Origin of the sequence: Pseudoalteromonas sp. SG43-7, assembly GCF_014164295.1 — a bacterium.
GTDB classification, from domain to species: Bacteria; Pseudomonadota; Gammaproteobacteria; order Enterobacterales; family Alteromonadaceae; genus Pseudoalteromonas; species Pseudoalteromonas rhizosphaerae.
On record NZ_JACJEY010000009.1, the window covers coordinates 1 to 21,856 of the forward strand.

13 protein-coding genes are annotated in these 21,856 nt (G+C 37.2%); 8 read left to right on the forward strand and 5 right to left on the reverse strand.

What is annotated here, in order from left to right; translation table 11 throughout:
* Positions 1 to 82 precede the first annotated feature (82 nt).
* Entirely contained in the window at positions 83 to 646 is a 564-nt protein-coding gene (locus tag H5200_RS05695) for a YSC84-related protein (protein ID WP_145239042.1), read from the reverse strand.
* Between the two features lie 142 nt (positions 647 to 788).
* On the opposite strand from H5200_RS05695, the gene H5200_RS05700 reads away from it, so the two are divergent.
* A complete protein-coding gene (locus H5200_RS05700; RefSeq protein ID WP_149980295.1) occupies positions 789 to 2,000 on the forward strand; it encodes a tyrosine-type recombinase/integrase in 1,212 nt (403 codons plus the stop codon).
* Positions 2,001 to 3,191 (forward strand): sodium:proton antiporter, encoded by a 1,191-nt coding sequence (locus tag H5200_RS05705; protein ID WP_182761121.1) that lies wholly within the window; start codon positions 2,001 to 2,003, stop codon positions 3,189 to 3,191.
* Between the two features lie 55 nt (positions 3,192 to 3,246).
* On the opposite strand, the gene H5200_RS05710 is transcribed toward H5200_RS05705, so the two are convergent.
* Positions 3,247 to 6,303 (reverse strand): FAD-binding and (Fe-S)-binding domain-containing protein, encoded by a 3,057-nt coding sequence (locus H5200_RS05710; protein ID WP_182761122.1) that lies wholly within the window; start codon positions 6,301 to 6,303, stop codon positions 3,247 to 3,249.
* A 149-nt stretch (positions 6,304 to 6,452) separates the two neighbouring features.
* On the opposite strand from H5200_RS05710, the gene H5200_RS05715 reads away from it, so the two are divergent.
* Positions 6,453 to 6,662, forward strand: a complete 210-nt coding sequence (locus H5200_RS05715; RefSeq protein WP_182761123.1) for a PGPGW domain-containing protein — start codon at positions 6,453 to 6,455, stop codon at positions 6,660 to 6,662.
* Between the two features lie 77 nt (positions 6,663 to 6,739).
* Here the strand turns inward: H5200_RS05715 and ppsA are convergent, their stop codons facing one another.
* The gene (ppsA, locus tag H5200_RS05720) at positions 6,740 to 9,115 is read right to left on the reverse strand and encodes a phosphoenolpyruvate synthase (RefSeq protein WP_149980298.1); all 2,376 of its coding nucleotides are present in this window, start codon (positions 9,113 to 9,115) and stop codon (positions 6,740 to 6,742) included.
* Positions 9,116 to 9,269: 154 nt separating this feature from the next.
* Here ppsA and H5200_RS05725 point away from each other — a divergent pair, with 154 nt between their 5' ends.
* Positions 9,270 to 10,079: a pyruvate, water dikinase regulatory protein gene (locus H5200_RS05725; protein WP_145239024.1), complete on the forward strand. Its 810-nt coding sequence runs from the start codon at positions 9,270 to 9,272 to the stop codon at positions 10,077 to 10,079.
* Between the two features lie 94 nt (positions 10,080 to 10,173).
* Here the strand turns inward: H5200_RS05725 and H5200_RS05730 are convergent, their stop codons facing one another.
* Positions 10,174 to 11,523 (reverse strand): class II 3-deoxy-7-phosphoheptulonate synthase, encoded by a 1,350-nt coding sequence (locus H5200_RS05730; RefSeq protein WP_145239021.1) that lies wholly within the window; start codon positions 11,521 to 11,523, stop codon positions 10,174 to 10,176.
* Positions 11,524 to 12,803: 1,280 nt separating this feature from the next.
* Here H5200_RS05730 and H5200_RS05735 point away from each other — a divergent pair.
* Complete coding sequence (locus H5200_RS05735) at positions 12,804 to 13,679, forward strand: DNA replication terminus site-binding protein (RefSeq protein ID WP_145239018.1); 876 nt, start codon at positions 12,804 to 12,806, stop codon at positions 13,677 to 13,679.
* Positions 13,680 to 13,736: 57 nt separating this feature from the next.
* Here H5200_RS05735 and H5200_RS05740 read toward each other — a convergent pair whose 3' ends face one another.
* Positions 13,737 to 14,951 (reverse strand): replication protein A, encoded by a 1,215-nt coding sequence (locus tag H5200_RS05740; protein ID WP_145239015.1) that lies wholly within the window; start codon positions 14,949 to 14,951, stop codon positions 13,737 to 13,739.
* Positions 14,952 to 15,722: 771 nt separating this feature from the next.
* Here H5200_RS05740 and H5200_RS05745 point away from each other — a divergent pair.
* The 3 genes from H5200_RS05745 (at position 15,723) to H5200_RS05755 (ending at position 21,498) form a co-directional block, all read left to right on the forward strand.
* Positions 15,723 to 16,961 carry an AAA family ATPase gene (locus H5200_RS05745; protein WP_145239012.1) on the forward strand — a complete coding sequence of 413 codons (1,239 nt, stop codon included), beginning with the start codon at positions 15,723 to 15,725 and terminating at the stop codon, positions 16,959 to 16,961.
* 15 nt (positions 16,962 to 16,976) lie between these two features.
* Complete coding sequence (locus H5200_RS05750) at positions 16,977 to 17,939, forward strand: transcriptional regulator (protein ID WP_182761124.1); 963 nt, start codon at positions 16,977 to 16,979, stop codon at positions 17,937 to 17,939.
* 412 nt (positions 17,940 to 18,351) lie between these two features.
* Positions 18,352 to 21,498, forward strand: coding sequence for a DEAD/DEAH box helicase (locus tag H5200_RS05755; protein ID WP_182761125.1), 3,147 nt, complete (start codon positions 18,352 to 18,354; stop codon positions 21,496 to 21,498).
* The last annotated feature ends 358 nt before the right edge of the window (positions 21,499 to 21,856 follow it).

The window sequence follows — 21,856 nt, forward strand, 5'->3', positions numbered from 1 at the left end:
TACGTTATGTTAAATAGTCTAAAATAAATTAAAGTGGGCGTAATCATACGAACTAGCCCACTTTTAGAAGGGTTTTGAGGTCTTAATTTAGCTCAGAATCTACCCAGAATTTAGTGCCTTTTAGTACGGCTTGTAATGCAAGGCCATTTTCGGTTAATGAATAAACAGTTACTTGATCTGCAATGGCTTCGGCAACAAGTGCACCGCCTTTATCTTGGTATTTTGCCGCTGCATCGGCATTGCCACCGAAGGCCCAACCATTTTCAATAAAACGATTTAACGCAGCTTGATTATGAAAAACCATTACAACATTAAAGTCTTTAACACCTAAACCAAGTCCTAAACCAGCTTCACCCATATTCATATAAGTGGATTTACCCGTCAAATTATTTTTAACCACACCATAGCCGCCACCAAAGCTGGCTAAAACAACATTGACATTAGCATTATCAAATACTGCATAACCAGCGGCATTTTTAATTTGCTCTTTAACATCTGGTTTTTCTTTGTATAATTTACTTAGTGTATCTGCTCGCATATTTTGCACTAGATTACGCTTTTCAGTTGGAGAAGCACTACCTGTTGTAGCACAACCAGACAGGACTAATGTTAGTGCAACTAAACTTAAAACTATTAACTTTTTCATATGCCTTCCTTAAACCAGCAACATTGCTTTGATATTATCTGATCAGCTTAACAATATAATCATTCACTAAGTCCAATACTAGACAGTATCGGACTTTAAAGTTAAACTGTAACTACTTTATTTTATTAGAAATAACTATATTATGCTTGTTGCTTTGGTCGATACATTAAAACAATTACGGTATCAAATTGCCCATCTTGAAGATGATACAATGCAATCAGAATACCCAGAACTTGCCACCTTTATACAGCAAGTTGGCTTGACTGTCGCTGAATCTAAGCAAGAATTAGTATTTTTGTATCAATTTTTATATGTTTATGGTCGAAAATCAGAAGCGACATATAATCGTTTTCGGAACGAACTCGAACGCTTTTACCTATGGTCTTGGTTAGTCGCAGAAAAATCAGTATTTGAATTAAAACGTGAAGACATAGAAGCCTATGTCGATTTTATGGTCGAACCCGATAAAAGCTGGGCGATGACTTCAGTGCAATGGCGCTATAAAGATGAGCAAGGGATCCGTAGATTAAACGAAAATTGGCGCCCTTTTATGCTCAAAGAATCTATTGCTAGCCAACAAACATTAGCGGCCATGTTTACTGCTTTAAATGTATTTTACAAGTTTGCTATTTTAGAAGAAAAAACCTTTGCTAACTTTGTACCGGTTGTAAAAAAGAATAGCCCTTATTTAGTTGTGCAATCACAAATAAAAATTCCTGATACCTTGAGTGATATTCAATGGGAATATGTATTTGGTGTCACACGTGATAAGTGTGAGCAACAACCTGATCTTGAAAGAAATTTATTTACCTTAGCGTGTTTAAAAGGTCTTTATTTACGGATCTCTGAACTATCAGAGCGACCACAATGGTCGCCTGTTATGTCTCATTTTTGGCAAGATAATGATGGCTTTTGGTTTTTAAGAATTATGGGCAAAGGAAATAAATTACGCGATGTCACACTCAGTGAAGATTTTGTAACTTATTTAAAACGTTATAGGTTGTACCGAGGTTTACCAGCCCTGCCCCGCGTTGATGAATCTGATCCATTGGTGCATAAAATTCGTGGTCAAGGCGGAATGACCGTTCGACAAATTCGTCGCTTAGTTCAACAAAGTTTTGATTTAGCCAAACAATCTTTACTTGATGATGGCTTTACTGATGATGCCGAGCAACTAGAATCGGCAACAGCGCATTGGCTCAGACATACTGGTGCTACGCATGATGCACAAACTCGCCCTTTAAAACATTTATCAGAAGATTTAGGACATGCCAAAATTGCCACCACCGATCAAATATATATTCAGACAAATATCAAAGAACGAGCAAAATCTGGACTTAAAAGGAAAATCTAAATGGAATATGTTGTATTAGCTGCAGTGGGTTTAGCCTTTTTAATTTATTCATTATCTATGCATCAATTAGAGCGAGCTGAAATTACCGGACCTATGTTTTTTGTTATTATCGGTGCGTTGATCGGGTTTATGCTACCAAGTAAAACGGCATATTTAACCAGAGACTTAGATCACTTATTACCTTTAATAGAATTAACACTGAGCATATTTTTATTTACTGATGCCGCAAAAACCAAACTGATGGTTTTAAAACACAGTTTTCAATACCCTAGCCTATTACTTTTTATTGCTTTACCACTTACCTTGTTTGCTGGAATTATTATTGCGAGTTTAATGTTTACCCAGCTGACACTTATTCAAGCTGCACTAGTTGCAATAATATTAACGCCGACAGATGCAGCGCTTAGTAAAGGATTATTAAATAGCAGCGCGGTGCCTGAAAAAATTCGTGAAGGGATCAATACTGAAAGTGGTTTAAACGATGGTTTATGTGTGCCAATATTTTTAGTCTTGATGTTGTTAGCAAAAGAGCCTGCATCTACATTTTCGGTTTTTGATACGGTCATTGTTTTTGCGCGTGAATTAGGTGTGGCTATTCTGGTTGCAGTTGCTGCAATGGGATTGATCATTCCCGCGATTAAATTTGCCATGCAACGTCATTATTTTTCAAATAATAGTAGCCCATTTTTAGTGGTTGGTATGGCAATGGCCATTTTTTCAATCGCACAAAGTTTGCATAGCAGTGGTTTTATTGCGGTATTTGTTGCTGGATTAATTTTTGATAGATTTACCGATCAGCCTTTGCGCTTAAAACTCGTTGAAGATAGTGAACACATCGCGGACTTTACTGGTTTGTTGATCTGGTGTTTATTTGGTTTTGTATGCAGCTATTTAGTTTTGCCAGAATTATCATGGCCACTTACTGTATTTGCACTACTGAGTACAACGCTTATTCGAATTATCCCTGTGATGTTGTCATTACAATTTACTAAATTAAAAATGAAAGAACGTTTTACTTTTGCTTGGTTTGGCCCGAGAGGCTTAGCATCTATTGTATTTACTTTAATGGTGATCGATAGCGGCATCGAAAATAAATACCTTATAGCTACGATTGCTATGACAACTATTTTATTTAGTGTTTTTATTCATGGTATGAGCACCAAGCCTATTGCTGATAGTTATTTAAAATAAAAAAACGATATAAAAAATGCCGCATTCTTTTTTAAAAGCGTGCGGCATTTTTATATTAAATGTTATTGCTTAGCTTATCTGCTAGTAGTTCTATTGGGTGTTTTGGTTTGAATTTTTCATAGCGTTTAACTTGGCTACGACAAGAAAAACCGGTTGCTAATAATTGCTCAGGTTTATTTTTCTCTACAACACCTTGCCAACTCATTTCATATAATGCTCGAGAGTTTTTCTGGTTTTGCGCTTCATGTCCATATGTACCTGCCATACCGCAACACCCTGTTGCTGTTGTATTAAGTTTTAGGCCTAAGTCAGTAAAAATTATTTGCCATACATTCGCCGCTTTTGGTAAAGCGGTTGTTTCAGTACAATGACTTAATAACGTAAATGTTATATTGCTATCAACTTTGTTAGCTAATGATTTAAAAGATTGTGTTGCTAACCATTCATGAGCAAGTAGCACTTCAAATTCACCACGTTCATCACCTAAAATAGAATTATATTCATCCCGATAACACATTACTAATGATGCATCTAAACCTACAAGTGGTGCATTTATTTCAGATAATGAATTTAAAAATGTTGCTGCATTTTTTGCTGTGATCTTAAATTCATTTAAAAAACCTTTAACGTGTTGCGGTTTTCCATTTGGCTTAAACGGTAACAGTATTGCCTTCTTGCCTAGTGCGGAAATTATTTTTATAAAACTTTCTACCAGCTCAGCTTCATAAAAACTGGTAAACGGATCTTGCACAATTAGTACATACTCACTTTGTTGCTCGGGAGATAAGCCTGAAAGTTGTGCAAAATTAAATTCGTGTGTTTTATTAATCCGTTTTGTTAAACGTGGTGAACTGAGTACGGGTGTATCAACATAGCCAACAGATTTTTTTATTAATGAGCTGACTAATTTAGTTTTTACAATTGGGTTTATTACATTTGAAAATTTGGCCATTAATGGTGCACTGGCTTCAATATTACCGACTAGATAATCTTTGAGTGGGCGCGCGTAGTAACTGTGATAATAATTTAAAAAACGTGATCTAAAAGTCGGTACATCAACTTTTATTGGGCACGCTGTGGTACATGCTTTACACGCTAAACACTCATCCATTGAGGCTTTAACTTCATGAGAAAAATCATACACGCCTTTCTTTTTATCGCGGCTATGTTGAAAACGTTCCCACCAGGTGATCACTTCACCTTTGTTAAGTTCTTTTTCAACCTCAATTAAATCAATCTCTTTTGCTTCTTGTAATCGTAACCATTCGCGCATTAAACTTGCGCGACCTTTAGGTGAATTACGACGATCACCGGTTACTTTATATGATGGGCACATAGGAGAGTTTTCATCATAGTTAAAGCAAATACCATTGCCATTGCATGTCATTGCATTATTAAAACTAGTTTTAACATCAACCGAAATTTGTTTGTCGAACCACGCACGCTTTTGATCGTCAACGCTAACTAGTGAGTCCTTACTTTCAATTGGAGTGCATATTTTACCGGGATTAATCCTATTGTTAGGATCAAAAGCTGATTTTATACGGCGTAATTGTGTAAATAAATGCTCACCAAAAAACTCAGGGCCATATTCACTTCTATACCCTTTGCCGTGCTCGCCCCACATTAAACCACCGTATTTAGCTGTGAGTTTAACAACTTCATCAGAGATCACTCGCAGTAGTTTTTCTTGTTCGGGATCACACATATCAAGTGCCGGTCGTACATGTAAAACCCCTGCATCAACATGACCAAACATACCGTATTGTAAATTATGGCTATCGAGCAAAGCTCTAAATTCAACAATATAATCTGCAAGATTCTCAGGTGGTACGGCGGTGTCTTCAGCAAACGCCAAAGGTTTTTGTGCGCCTTTAACATTACCTAACAAGCCAACTGATTTCTTACGCATGGCATAAATTTTTAAAATATCAGCCTTACTGCTGGTAAGTTGATAACCAATTACGCCATTTTTTTGTTGTGCAACGCAATCATCGAGTAATGCACATAGCGATTCAACTTTGTCTTTTATGTCATCAGGCGATACAGCATTAAACTCAACCATGTTAAGCCCTTGCATATCCTTATTTGGCACATCGGTTATTAAGTCCGATACTGAATGCCAAATTATATCTTCACGTGCAAGATTTAAAACTTTGCTGTCAACGGTTTCAACTGAGGTAGCACGAGCATCGACCAAAAACGGTGAATGCCGCAGTGCCGAATCAAAGCTATCATACTTGATGTTGATTAAGGTTTTGAATTCAGCAATAGGTGTGATGTTTAATTTAGCCTCAGTAACAATACCAAGCGAACCTTCTGAGCCAGTTATTAGCCTACTCATATCAAAGGTTTGTAAGTCATCACTTAGCACATGTTCTAAGTCATATCCGGTTAAAAAGCGATTTAAACGTGGAAACTTGGCTAAAATTGCATCCCGCTCAGACAAACAAATATCAAGCACTGTTGCGTACAGTTTACCGATTGTAGTGTTTTGTTCAGCAATTAGTTTGGCTTTATCGATGTCAATTGGTGTCGTTGACATTTGTGTGCCATCGACTAAATAAGTGGTAAGTCCTAAAACATGATCGCTAGTTTTACCATACACCAGTGAGCCTTGTCCTGATGCATCGGTATTAACCATTCCGCCGATTGTTGCGCGATTACTCGTTGATAAATCAGGTGCAAAGAAAAATCCATAAGGGCGTAAAAAATCATTTAGTTGATCTTTAATCACGCCCGTTTGCACTCTAACCCAACCTTCTTCAGGATTAATTTCGAGGATTTCTCGCATATAACGTGATAAATCGACTACGATCCCGGGAGTTAATGATTGACCGTTGGTGCCTGTACCACCGCCGCGAGGTCCAAAAGTCAGCGATAGATAAGGGTCTTGTGCAGCAGTTTGCAGGGCAATTTGAATATCTTTTTCAGTTTTAGGAAAAATAACACTTTGCGGTAACTGCTGGTAAATACTGTTATCAGTTGATGCAGTTATACGAGTGGCATAACTTGCATCAGTGTCGCCAGTAAACCCTTGTTTAATTATAGTTTTTAAGTAACTTGCGACTAAATCGGTCGCGGCATCTTGTTGGCTAATAGTTGCTATCATGACGGTAGTAAATTAAGGCATTTGTTCGATTATATCATGCTAAAGAGCAATAGAAATTGAAGATTTTACAGTTTGTAACACTCTTTTTATCATAAAAAGACTGTGATTACTTATACTCATAGTAGATGCTTAATTGCGAGGGAATTGAAATGAAAAAATGTGTATTAGTTTTAGCCGGTAGTTTATTTATGTTGCTGGGATTATTTTTTGCTATTGTACCAGGCCCTTCTTTGATCTTTTTTATTGCAGGGCTTATGTGTTTCTCTTTTTATTACCCTAAAGCACGCCATTATTTAGCAATTTGCCAAAAAGCGCTGACAAAATCCTGCGCGTTCTTAGATAAGAAGTTAGCCCGATAAAAGTTATAAATAGGCTATAACATATTGAGTAAACAAAAATGCCAGCAATAACGCTGGCATTTTTTATACTTTAACGATTATTTTGCTAATTTTTTAGCAAGGTATAACCAAGTTTCAAGTACTGTATCTGGGTTTAGTGAAACAGAATCAATTCCCTGCTCTACTAACCACGCAGCAAAGTCTTCATGATCTGATGGACCTTGACCACAAATACCAACATACTTTCCTTTTGCTTTGGCAGTTTGAATTGCCATAGAAAGTAGTTTTTTGATTGCAGGGTTACGCTCATCAAATAAATGGGCAATTAATCCTGAGTCACGGTCTAAACCAAGTGTAAGTTGCGTTAAATCGTTTGAACCGATTGAAAAGCCATCAAAATGTTCTAAAAATTCATCAGCAAGTAATGCATTTGATGGAAGTTCACACATCATGATTACTTTTAAGCCATTTTCGCCACGTTTAAGACCATGCTCTTCAAGTAATTCAATAACACGTTTACCTTCTTCAAGGGTACGTACAAATGGGATCATGATTTCAATGTTGGCCATATCCATGTCGTTACGAACACGTTTGATTGCTTCACACTCTAGTGCGAAACAGTCACGGAAATCTTCCGAAATATAACGTGCTGCGCCACGGAAACCAATCATTGGGTTTTCTTCTTCAGGCTCGTATTGTTGTCCGCCAACTAAGTTGGCATATTCATTTGATTTAAAATCAGACATACGAACAATTACACGCTCTGGTGCAAATGCACAGCCTAAGGTCGAAATACCTTCAACTAATTTAGCAATATAGAATTCAACCGGTGATTCGTAACCGGCAATCATCTGTGTGATTTCAGCTTTTAACTCATCTGTTTGAGCATCAAAATTTAGCAATGCTTTAGGATGCACACCAATCATACGGTTGATAATAAATTCAACGCGAGCAAGACCAACACCTGAGTGTGGTAAGCGTGCAAAATCAAATGCACGATCTGGGTTACCAACGTTCATCATGATTTTCATTGGTAGTTCAGGCATTTTATCGACACGTGAAGTGAGGATTTCAAAATCTAAAATACCTTCATAAATAAAGCCAGTGTCGCCTTCAGCACACGATACGGTTACTTCTTGGCCTGCTTTAATTAGGTCAGTTGCATTGCCACAGCCTACAACTGCTGGAATACCTAACTCACGGGCAATGATTGCCGCGTGACATGTACGACCACCACGATTAGTTACAATCGCTGCAGCACGTTTCATGATAGGTTCCCAATCTGGATCAGTCATGTCGGTTACTAAAATGTCACCTTGTTGAACTTGGTCCATTTCTTTAATCGAATCAAGTACACGAACAACACCAGAGCCAATTTTATGACCGATGGCACGTCCTTCAACGACAACAGCACTGCTGCCATTTAGTTGAAAACGCTCCATAACATTCGTATCTTCGTTTGAACGAACTGTTTCAGGGCGAGCTTGTACAATGTATAGCTTGCCGTCATTACCGTCTTTTGCCCACTCGATATCCATCGCGCGGCCATAATGTTTTTCGATGATCACAGCTTGCTTTGCAAGTTCTTGAACTTCGGCATCGGTAATTGAGAATTTATTTGAAAGGGCTGCATCTACGTCTACGATTTCTACTTGTTTACCATGCGCTTGATCGGCAGAGTAAATCATTTGAATCGCTTTTGAGCCGATATTACGGCGCACTACAGATGGCTTACCTTTAGCAAGTGTTGGTTTATGAACATAAAATTCATCAGGGTTTACTGCGCCCTGTACAACCATTTCACCTAGACCATAACTTGAGGTGATAAACACTACATCTTCGAAACCTGATTCAGTATCAATACTGAACATAACGCCAGACGATGACTTATCAGAACGTACCATGCGTTGAATACCCGCAGATAATGCTACGCCGCGATGATCATAACCCTGGTGAACACGGTATGAAATGGCACGGTCATTGAAAAGCGATGCGAACACATGCTTGATGGCGACCATTACTGAGTCGATACCACGTACATTTAGGAAGGTTTCTTGCTGACCTGCGAATGATGCATCAGGCATATCTTCAGCTGTTGCTGATGAACGTACTGCGAATGAAACATCGTCTGCTGCATTGCCGTGGAGTTGGCTGTATGCGTCGCGAATGGCTTGGTCTAAATTAGGTTGGAATGGGGTGTCGATAATCCACTGACGAATATCAGCGCCGACTTTTGCTAGTGTATTTACATCTTCCACGTCCAGTGTGTCTAAAATGTCGTGGATCTTTGCATTTAGTCCTGATTGCTCAAGAAACTCATTAAATGCGTCTGCGGTAGTAGCAAAACCACCTGGGACTTGTACACCAGCGTTTGCTAGGTTAGAAATCATTTCGCCGAGTGAGGCATTTTTGCCGCCAACACGAGGAACATCTTGCATACCAAGCTCTTGATACCAGAGAACGTATTCTTGCACGGATCTTTCTCCAAAAAAACAAATTGTAGTAATAACTGTGAGAGTTAAGAAAGAAAACCTTCTAAAAAGGTCACCTTCATTCTACACTGGCAATAGACCTTACGTAAACCGTAGGGTGGCTATTTTAACTATTAAACGTAATAAAAAGGTTAATATGAGAACTGCATTTTATATTTCTGACGGTACAGCTATCACTTCTGAAGTATTTGGCCACGCCACTTTGTCATTATTTCCCGTTGAATTTAATCATAAAACTATCCCTTTTGTTGAAACTGAAAAAAAAGCGAACGAAATAAAAGCATTGATCAATGCAACGGCACAACGCGAAGGCGAAAAACCTTTGGTTTTTTTTACTTTTGTTAATCACAATTTAAGTGAAATTATTCGCTCATCGAACGCCGTTACTTATGATTTCTTAACTACATTTAGTGAGAAAATTGAGCAAGAACTGAAAGTAGCGCCGGTGCCTAAAATTCATCGTACTCATTCAATGCATGAAAAAAGTTATGACTTTAGAATTGATGCCGTGAACTATGCGCTTACGAATGATGACGGCGCTAATATAAGTAACTATGCTGAAGCCGATATAATTTTGGTCGGCGTAAGCCGAAGTGGTAAAACGCCAACTAGTTTATATTTAGCGCTACAGTATGGTATTAAAGCAGCTAACTACCCCATCACTGAAGAAGATTTAGATTCGGGTAACTTACCACAGTGCTTAGTAGCCTATAAGCATAAGCTGTTTGGTTTAACGATTGATCCAGTCAGGTTGGCTGATATTCGCCAACGCCGTATGGCTAATTCAAAATACGCTTCACTTAAGCAATGTCGAATCGAAGTACGCGAAGTTGAAATGCTGTATAAAAAACATAAGCTGGCGTATTTAAATTCGACCCATCATTCTGTAGAAGAAATTTCCGCTAAGATCATTTCTGATACTAACCTTGAGCGACGTAAGTACTAACTTCAATATTTTTAATTTTAGTTACACTAGGTATAAAAATAATATCGGACATTAAAAAAGCCGCATCTGCGGCTTTTGATTTTTTGGACTAACTCTACTTACGTGCGTCTTTTAATAAATCTGCAACTAAGAAGCCAAGTTCTAATACCTGATCAGCATTTAAACGTGGGTCACACTGTGTGCGATAACGCTGTGCTAGATCGTCATCAGATAATCCGTAAGCACCACCAGTACACTCTGTAACATGTTGGCCAGTCATTTCTAAATGAACACCACCTGCATATGAGCCCTCAGCTTTATGAACTGCGAAGAACTGGCTGATCTCACGCAAAATATTGTCAAAGCTTCGGGTTTTATACCCTGATGTCGCTTTTTCAGTATTCCCGTGCATTGGATCAGAACTCCAAATTACTTTACGGCCTTCTTGTTGAACGCGACGTACTAAGGCCGGCAACTTTTCAGGAAGTACATCAGCACCCATACGTGTAATTAATGTTAAGCGCCCTGGGATGTTATCTGGATTAAGCGCATCAATTAAACGAATTAAGTCGTCAGGATCCATTCCTGGGCCAACTTTTACCCCAATTGGATTTTTAATACCTTTAAAGAATTCGATATGTGCATGATCAAGTTGGCGAGTACGTTCACCAATCCAAACAAAATGTGCTGAGCAGTCATACCAATCGCCAGATAGATGATCACGGCGAGTAAGCGCTTCTTCATACCCCAGTAATAACGCTTCATGAGAGGTGTATAAATCAGTCTCTTTAAGGCTTGGTGCAATTGTTGAGTTAATACCGCACACTTCCATAAACTCAAGCGCATCTTGAATCTTATCCGCAAGTTGTTGGTATTTTTCTTTAAGTGGGTTTGCTGCAACAAAACCCATGTTCCAGCGATTTACCTGATGTAAATCTGCAAGTCCACCTTGTGCAAATGCGCGTAATAAATTTAATGTTGCTGCACTGTGATGATAAGCCGTCATTAAGCGTTGTGGATCGGGAATACGCGCTTGTTCAGTAAACTCAAAATTATTTACGATATCACCACGGTATGAAGGTAAAGATACCCCATCAATGGTTTCTAAATCTGCTGAGCGTGGTTTAGCATATTGCCCTGCCATGCGCGCAATCTTAACTACAGGGCATTTACCGCCATAAGTTAGTACGACTGCCATCTGTAATATTGTTTTAAATGTGTCACGAATATTAGCGGCATTAAAGTCACTAAATGATTCAGCACAATCACCACCTTGAAGTAAGAAGGCACGGCCTTCACAAACGTCTTCTAGTTGTTTAAATAAACTACGGGTCTCTTCTGCGAAGACCAGTGGCGGTGCACTCTTTAATTGGCCTTCAACAGTTTTCAGCGCTTCTTGATCTGGATACTGTGGCTGCTGAAGTATTGGGAGCTCTCTCCAGCTATTTGGGTTCCACGACTGCATATTAATTTCCTCATTCCTACATTTACCTGATAGATGAAAATTAACGTATGCAGTGCCCCTGTTCAAGGACTATATTCGCTAATTATCAATTATTTAGTTATGAGATAAATATTATTGATGATTTGCACTGTTCTGCCACCTTTTTATTTTTTAAAATATGCACAGGGTATTGTTTAACTTATTAATATAAAACATAAAATTAAATAATACAGCGAGACCTTAGTAAATAAACTAAGTGCCTACTCTACAACTAAAAATAAGAACACATCATACTAAAATTGCAATGCTATGTAACCTTAACTTTACAGATGAAATTAGATTATTTTTTATATCAAATGGCTGAAGTTTAAAATATGTGCTAAGGGTGCTGAGTAATAAAGAGGTATACCTAAATTAGATGAAATTCAGTTCGTCTGATGTTGCTTGTAACTACCTTGTTTGATTCATGTTGGCACGTATCTCAAATTACTGATAGTTGTCAATTCAAGCCTGAATGACACTGCAATTAAATTAAGGCAATAGTATGTAATTGTAAAATTCGAGCGCTGGTTTAACTCCAACTCCTATACATCTTATTGGCCTATTTCTCAGCGTTCATACAACATTTTTATAATGCCTGGCTTAAACTAGATAGGTTTAGCAGCTTGTTATCACTGTAGTTCAGCTCTTTAACTATATCGACGATTACTTAAGCTTCATGGTTATAAAGTCTGTAAGCGCAGTTTATTTTTGTGCTCATAGCCATAAACTTACTCACTGCAACTGCACGACTGATAATTTGTAAGCTGTTTCAAATTAGATAATCCCCTGAAGCAAAATTGAAATAGTGTGCCTATGAGTAATTTATAGAATTGGTCACATCAATAAGCTCCCGTAAATTGTTGCATTGATATACCAGTATCCATTGGCAACTGAAAACTACAATAGAGTTAGTCCTCACCCTTTAATTACACAACTTATACTTGAGGTAAATACCTCTATCGCATCGGAGATTATACAATTGCAGCAACATGATGTACTTAATCATCAGCTCAAAGGCAATAATTAAACATACTTATCTAGAGATGATCGAACTTTTAAGTTAGAAAAACTATCAACCTATCCGTTATAAGGTCCTTACCAAGAACAAAGAACACATCATACTTCATTTGATTTATAGTATATACATAGCATCGAGTAAAATTAAACGATAAATAAACAGGTGATTGTGCGCTGCTTTGTTTTTAGTTTAACTGCGGCTATGGTAGACTATTATCATCTATATTGTATGATGTGTTCTTATGGTAACTAAAGTACAAATTCGCAGTCAGTTCGATTTACTTAGTGATTTAACTAATCACTTTATTGATGATTTAATGCAATGCGATTATTCAAAGGCTGATTATTATCAATTGCCTGATATTGATAGTAACGATGAAAAGATAGTCCCTCAATCGATCAATGTTACGAAAATTACAGGTGCTACGGGCCAAAAGTTGATTTTAAATTCATTTAACGATATCTATAAAAAATCAGGCTTAAGTAGTCGTGTTTTAAAACGTCACCCTGGGTTACTGGTAATAAAAAATGCGGATCAAAAACAACTTGTTGCTCGAATTCAACAATTAAATAAAGCTAAAGCTGCATTTAAAGAATGTATTCTAGCCATTGATAATAATGATGCTCGCTTTGAAGCGGTTCATAATGCGATACCAAATTTAATAACACTCGCCGCGTACCGTAAAATTCATTTTGAAGTAAACTCCCCTTTTTCAGTTCGTTTTACCTGGATGCACAAACACGCGACTAAAACACTGACAAAAAAGATGGCACTAGCCATGCTCGAAAAATCAGCCGGTTATTCCAATCCTAGAATGATAGATCAACTCAGTTGGCAAACACTCGTTGCTCAAGAACAATTACGTGTCGCTAGTTTAGGAGATAAAGATAAGTTACGAATAAGACGCCCCACCCGCGTTAGCCCACAAGTAAATGTGAGATACACCGCGCAAAATCGTTATCATGTTAGTGCCGCACTACCTTTTATTTTGATAAACCCTGAACCGGATGTAAAACTAGGTACGTTATCAGATTATCAAAAACCACAAAGCCATCCGCGTAAACGAGAGTATGATTTTCTTGTTGATAGATTATATTTGGAACAAGTTGATAAATAATTATGTTAAAAAGGCCGCTATATAGCGGCCTTAGTCAGAATAAGCTTAAGCGGTAAGTTAATCTTTGACTATTTCTTCAATTTTATCTTCGTCGATTAAAACTGCATTTTCAACTATGCGTTTACCACCTTGAATTTCAATACGTTTGTTATGCTTATTCAAAGTAAGTATTTCATCACAAAACTGATCTGAAGGATGCATCTCGTATGTATAATCTACAATGTTACCAGTTTTATCATCTTTAACATTCGTAATGCTATATTCTGAAATAGCACCTTTTTCGATAAGATCTTTCATTGTAGTGGTCATATCACGACGCAATGCTTTTAATTTATTTTCAGTGATATCGTCAGTTGAATAGATTGAGCCATATTTTTCCATGATAGATAACAATCTAAAATGATATGTTTTTCCTGGTGCCGCATAGCGCCAAAGATGATAAAGACGCAACATCATCCAGCGAGATAATCCGCGCTTTAATTCTTGCGCACTATTGAAATAGTAACCTTTGTATTCGAGGTTATCGATCATGTTATGGACAAACGCATTCAAGCACGCAACACATTTAACATTACCGCCCTGCCCTTTTTTACCACTAAAGTGCAAAGAAGAAAGAAAGTTCATATTTGATTCGTAAAATGAATCATCAATATTGGTATTTTTAGTATCTGTCGCTGAATACTTAAACGATAGCTTAGAACCTTGCAGTGCTTCTAATGCTTCTTTGATTTGTGGGTAAGGCATTGATTGCCCAACAGCTTTAAGTTCTTGCGCTAATTCGTTCATCGAAAAAACCACGGCATATTGAATACCGGACTTAAAATTGATTTTAACAATTTTACCTTTAGAAGCTAAACGGATTAATGCACGTTCTACTTTTTCTTCACGATCTGATGGCCAAACTAAATATTCAACATCTTCACCGTCTTTACGGGTACTTACTACCGCTGGAGTAATTTTAATTTCACCATCATACAAAATGCCATCCACTTTTTCGGATATTTTTCGAGTAATAATGGTTTTTTTAGGTGCTTCTTCGAGTGGTAATTTTTTATGGCCTGAGCGAACAAAACGTCCCCACAAATCATAATGATTAAAAGTATTCGAATAGGCCCTTAGTCCATGCGCTGCATTTTCTAATGAAACCCGCACATCTTTATTGTCTGTAAATAATGCGAGGCTTTCGTTATCTATTGCACTTTCCACCCCGTGGATCTGACCCCGTAATGTATCGGGTAAGTTATCTACCGAGATGTTGACCTTTCGGTTCATTGTTCTTATTTCCAATTTTATTGCGACAGCTAATAACAACACATTAAACAGAAAAAGTTAAATGTTTAAGTTAGTACAAAACTGATCTGGGATTAAAATATATGTTCAGATCACTATTTTACTAAGTAACCTTAATGATCTTGATTTTCAGATCAGTTTTTTACTAACACTACGGTTATAAGTCTAAATTTTACTAACTCACGCGTATTTTTGTCCGTGTATTTTTGTTTTTTAACCAAAAATACACGACATAAATCTAATTTTTACTAATGCCTGTGGATAATCATCGAATCAGTTAGCATAGATCTGATCTATACCTACTACAGATCAGATCTATACTAATTGAACAGCCTATTTATCCCGATTGTAAGTGGATAAGTTCTTAATTATCTTAGTAAAAAACTGATCTCAACAGCGGTTTTTGTGCGTAAACCTGTGTTCAAACTGTGCATAACTTAAGTATCTGATTCAGAGTTAGTAAAATTACGATCTGTCAGTTACTAAAGATCTGATCTTAACCAAGTATAAACCTGATCCACTTTTTTTACTATTATTTATATATATCAGAAACTTAGATGTCTATTTTATGCCCTTAACCTTTACTACCTTATATATTTAACCACCTTTAAACTTCTTTATTTATACTAAGCAATTTTAAAATTACAAATTAATTCTAAATGTCTTGTTATTAAAAGCCATGTCGTCATAAATAGTTGTTTACAGTCAATTGAATGGACATTATACTTAATACCTAACTTTGAGGAATAAAGTATGTCAATTCATAATAATGCGCTATCCACCTATCGGCTTTTAAAAGCAACTGCAGAAGTCGCAGAAAAATCATTAGCAGGACGTATTCAGCATTATCGTGCCCACTTAAAATCTGAAGAAAAAGAGCTTCGAACTTACACTCAAAAAGCAGCAGCAGATCTGTTAGGCTGTAACAATCGTACCTTAAAACGCCGCCATGACAATGGTGATTTTGATGAGCTAAACATTAAACGCGGTGCTAACGGCCATTATGCTTACACCTTGGTAAATATATTTGCTATGGCAGATATAATGGATATCCAGCCAGATCACCGCAATGTTGACGATAAATTACAAGTTATTGTTATTAACTCTCTAAAAGGCGGCTGTGGTAAAACAACCAGTATGGTAAATATTGCTGCAGCCCTAGCTACGACTAACATTAAACGTTACCGTATTGGTATTATTGATTTAGATCCGCAAGGGTCATCATCGAGTTTTTTCCCACCCAGTGAACCTGAACCGATCACGGTCGGTGATTTAATGCGAGATTGCATTGACTTAGATCCAGATGAAACTTGGCAGCAACTTGTTACAAATGCTTTTTTGCCTACGCATATCCCAAATATACGCATTTTGCCTTCTGGTATGGATGACTTTTACTTTGAACACGAAACTGCAACGTTGCTAAAAGATAGTTCAAGTTATGAAAAAACCCGTCATTACCATAAACTATTAGAAAAAGTCATTGATCCGGTTAAGGATCAATTCGATATCATTTTAATTGATACAGCTCCATCTCTTAACTTCATGTTTTACAATGCTTTAATGGCATCTACGGCAATGCTGATCCCGGTACATCCTGAAGCCGTTGATTTCGATGCTAATAACAAATATTTAAAACGTTTAGGCGAAATCTATCATACCGTTGCATCTTTAGGTCATGAAGGTTGGGACTTTATGCAATTTTTAGTAACTAATTACGTAAAAGGCAATCATTCACAGCGTGACATCGTTAAAGATGTACGCAGTGCATTTGGTCGTCAGGTAATGAGTTACCCAATTAACCACAGCTCGGCAATTACAGCGAGCTCTTCGTCATTCAATACTATTTTTGATCAAAAAACATCTGACAGTTTAGCAAGTAGAGAATCACTGATCAGAGCTCAAGAAAATATAAAAGATGTTGTTGATGAATTAGAAATGCTGATCCGTTCAAACTGGCAATCAACACAATCTCAATTGAATGAAACTAAGTAAGGTAGTTAACAAAAAATGGCTAAAAAACGTAAAAATGACACCAGCTTAGATCCTTTTGCTACTTCAATTGGTAATAGTAATCTTGATGAATTACTAGAACGAGCAAACGCAGGCGATGTGATCAAAATGCCTGCACCAAGCGATCCTAATCGTCAGATCACACTTGTTTGCAAAGTGATCCCGCATGCTGAAATAGAAAGTACCACCAAGGTGTACGCAAAAAATCGTCGTGTTCAAGTGTTACTCAATGAAAAGTCTGTCGCTGATATACTCCCTGCAATAGCCGAGGATGGTCGTAACCAACACCCCGCCCTATGTTGGGACAAAGGTGATGAAACACTGGTATTAGCCGGCTCACGTCGTCGTATGGCATGTATAATTGGCAATGCTGACTACATGGTTCTTAGTTCGAGTGATTTTACAGATTTAGATGCTAAGATTTTAGCGGTATCGTCAGACCAATATATTGCCCCGAGCCTCTGGGAACTTGGCCAAGCATATCAACAAACAAAAGATGAGTTAGTTGCACAGGGAAAAAAAGGCTCTTATCGTGAAGTAGCCGCCATTGAAGGTGTATCGCATACAGCTATTGCTGATGCAATTAAAGCCTTTGAGAAGCTTCCTGCTGCCGTACTTGCCCTTTATCCAACAGCGAATCATGTTGGCCGTGAAGTAGCTAAAAAACTGATTGCAGCAAAAGAACGTGATGAGCATAGTTTTAATCAGCAAGTAAATCATTTGACACACGATAATAGCTTAGAAGATATAATTGGTGATGATAAGCGTGCAATGACGATCACTAAATTACTTACCGCTGAGCCACAGTCAGCTCAACGTCGAGAAGCACTACTAGAAAATAATTATATCAGCTTGCAACGTAATTTAAAAAGTGGTGATTTATCAATCAAAATTGATAATAAAGTGATGACTGACAAGCGCTTAGAACAGCTAACTAAGTTATTAAATGCATTTAACTAGTTAATAAAAATCTGATCTGAAGGCTTTTTTTGTTAGTAAAATTCTGATCCCAAACTGTGTTTTGTTAGTAAAATAATGATCTAAAATATCAATAAACCTTACTATTGAGCTCATAGATCATTTTTTTACTAACTGATTAGCTATATTTTTCACTCTTACCGCTATTTTTTTATACCTTAGTAAAAATGTGATCTGTAAACGCGCTTAATAATTAACAATATGTTTATAACTTGTGGGTTTGTTGTTGGTTAATTGTGTTTAACTATTAAATTCAGCTGTTTTTGTATTGAGATCATTTTTTTACTAACTTATCAGCTCCAACCAGTCTTTTTAATCATTTTAATGCTTTAGCTCGACGCCGATAAATCATATACTGGTAAAATTATTTTTATTTTTTACTGCCCTGAGCAATATGTCTGCTAACTTATCTAAGAATGACCTACTCGCTATTTTTGAAGAGATCAAGCAAGAGCAAGCGACTCAATTTCCTTTATCTGAGCGATTTATAAAACAGCTGTTTAAGCCTCCTGTGCTCAGTAAAGCAAAAGAGTACGTAGCAAATGGTCAAATTAATTGGTTAGAGCATAATCATGATTTCTCTGTCATTGATGCCTCGGTGTTTGGAAATCAAGGCAGTACTTTTACCCAACATATAGAGATAAAGAAGTTAGCCAATGGTTTTACAGTTGATCGACACTGTTCATGTAATGCCAAAACTAACTGTCGCCACTTGGCTGCTGTATTGTTAAAGCTGAAGATTGATCATTCAGGTGATTACGGCCAAGACTATATAATTAATGATTGGTTTGAAGAGCTAACAACACTTAAGCAAAACCAGTCAGCACAAGCTAAAAATGTACTTTTATTTGTGCTTGATGTAGAAAGCAATCGGGTTATTTTAACACCAAAAATTGCCGCTTTCTCTGCAGAACATCAGTATACCCTCGGTAGAAACCTTACTGATCAGCAGCTTAATAGTTTTGTAACACCATCCGATTTACTCGAAACTGATTTTCGTTTATACAGTTGGATCCGTTCTCAAAATGCACTTGGTAATTTAGAGCTTAGAGGGCAATGGGGATTTAACGCATTGCAGCAGTTGATTGCTTCTCAGCGTTTGTTTTTTGGGCGCTCTCGTCAGTCGATTAAAGCAGATAGTGCTGAAGATCTGAGTTTTTCGTGGTCACACAAAAAAGATCTTATTCAATTAAATGTAAGTTTAACGGGTAAACAATCTTGGTTCTTACTTAAAACCACACCACCGACTTATCTTGATACAGAGTCACTACGCATAGGCCGTTTACGTACGCCACTAAGTGGTGAAGAAGTTGCTCATATCAAAGCGATCCCAGCCATTCATACTGCTAATTTTGATCGTGTCTATAAGCAATTAGCTGCAAATTTTGGTGACGGTGTAATACCTCATTACCAATCATCTGAACGTAAAAAAATAAAACGGGTAGCAGATACTTGTGCTGTTGTGGATGTTAGTAATAGCAATAACCAATTAAAGCTTACGCTTACCTTTAACTATCAAGATGGTAATTACGCTCCAAACTCAGCACCAGCAAATATTCTCAATGCATCGCTTGAAAATACCGTTATCACAGAGCTCACAAATTTAGGCTTTGAACTATGTAAAGGGGCTTTACAAAATGAGTTTGTTTTCAATAAACAATCAGTTATTCATCAGCATTGGTTTAAATACGAGGTTTTGCCTAAACTTCGTCAGCGTGGTTGGAAGGTAACTGATAAAAAACTAGTGATAAAAAAATCAATCACTAATGTCAGCTTGGATGTTAAACGTGGTAAAGGTCATCAAATTGTTAGTAAAATAATGATCTCAAACGCTAAAGCTGCCACCGTATTAGCAAACGATAATTCAGAATTTCAATCACTTAATCGTCAAAGCGAACTTTTTTATTATTATGCAAATGGTAAACAGTTTGGAGTAATAACAAAACCAGCTTTTGATACGCTTACTGATTTTAAAGATCGTTTTGAGTTTATAAAAACACGCGATGAATTACTTATACCTTTATCATTTTTAGTACATTTAATGAAGATGAGCTGTTTTGCGGTTAACTTAGTCGACGACAGCTTAGAGTCTTATTTAGCTGAGCTAGATGCACCAGCTACTGCTACTACAGTGTTACATGGCTTGAATGCGGGCGTGCGGCTTCGAGAGTATCAACAGCAAGGCGTTCAATGGCTACAGTTCTTAAAACGCCATCAGTTAGGCGGAATCCTCGCCGACGACATGGGATTAGGCAAAACCTTACAAGTTATTGCATTTTTAGCTAACGCACGGCAACGAGAGCAAGCAGGCCCAACGCTAATTGTCTGCCCAACGAGCTTGGTAAGTAATTGGCAAAATGAAATGGCTAAATTCGCCAGTAGTATTAAAGTGACGACCCTATTTGGTAGCGCGCGGATTGAGCAATTACAACATTTAGCTCAGGCAGATTGCATTCTTACTACTTATCCATTACTCAAGCGAGATATCGCTTACTACTCGCCGTTGTATTTTGAGAATATTATTCTTGATGAAGCGCAGTATATAAAGAATGACAGTGCGCAAGTATCTCGTTTAGTTAAGCGTTTAAATGCTCAATTTAACTTATGTTTAAGTGGTACACCGATTGAAAACAATTTATTTGAATTGAAATCATTGTTAGATTTTGCAATGCCTTCATTGCTTGGTTCACAGGCTCATTTTAAACAGCATTTTCAGACTCCGATTGAGCGTGACGCTGATAGTGATCGTGCTAAAGAGCTTAAATCACTGATCTTGCCTTTTATTTTACGTCGAACTAAAGCTGAAGTAGCACAAGAGCTACCACCGAAAACAGAGTTGATCAAAGAGTTTGAATTCGAAGCACAGCAAAAAGATATTTATCAAAGCATTACTGATTCTCTAGAAGAGAAAATGGTCGACCTGTTTGCTTCCCAAGGCGCGCAAAAGAGCAAATTAGCCTTTTTAGAGGCGTTATTAAAGTTACGACAAATATGTTGTCACCCGCGTTTGATTGACGAACACACCTCAGCTAGAAGTGCAAAACTTGACTGGTTGAGTAGCCATTTACCAGTAATGTTAAGTGAAGGTCGTAATATTATTATTTTTAGCCAATTTACTTCTGCATTAGATATTATTGCGCAGCAGCTAGCATCACTGGAGATCAATTACAGCTTGCTTACGGGGCAAACGCGTCATCGCGATAAAGTGATCGAAGAATTTACCAGTGGTCAAACGTCGGTATTTTTAATTAGTTTAAAAGCTGGCGGTACAGGGCTTAATCTTACTCAGGCGGACACTGTGATCCATTTTGATCCTTGGTGGAATCCAGCAGTAGAAAAACAAGCGACAGATCGTGCTTATCGAATCGGTCAAACAAATCCTGTTTTTGTTTATAAACTGATAATGGCGAATTCAATTGAGCAAAAAGTATTTAAAATGCAACAACATAAGCAAGCGCTTGTTGATGCATTATTTACTGAAAAATCAATGAGTTTTACAAAATTTGATGAACAACAAATGCTTTCTTTGATAAAAAGTTAGCATTATTTCAAATTAGCCTGATTTATTTTGAACTAAATTAGCGTGAGGGCGTCTACTTCTTTGCTTGTTGTTAAATTGCAGTTTACACAAGCATCATTGTTGATTTCCCCCTATTTGGTTACTAGTTTTAGTAATGATTGAGCCAGCCCATTTTGAGCTGGCTTTTTTTATGCCTGCTATTTGGCTCATGCAATATTATTTTATCAATTTTAAATTTATTTTGAACTAAAGTAGTTTGAGGGCGTCTACTCTTTTGCTTGTTGTTGAATTGCAGTTTACGCAAGCATCATGTTGATTTCCCTATTTGGTTACTAATTTTAGTAATGATTGAGCCAGCCCATTTTGAGCTGGCTTTTTT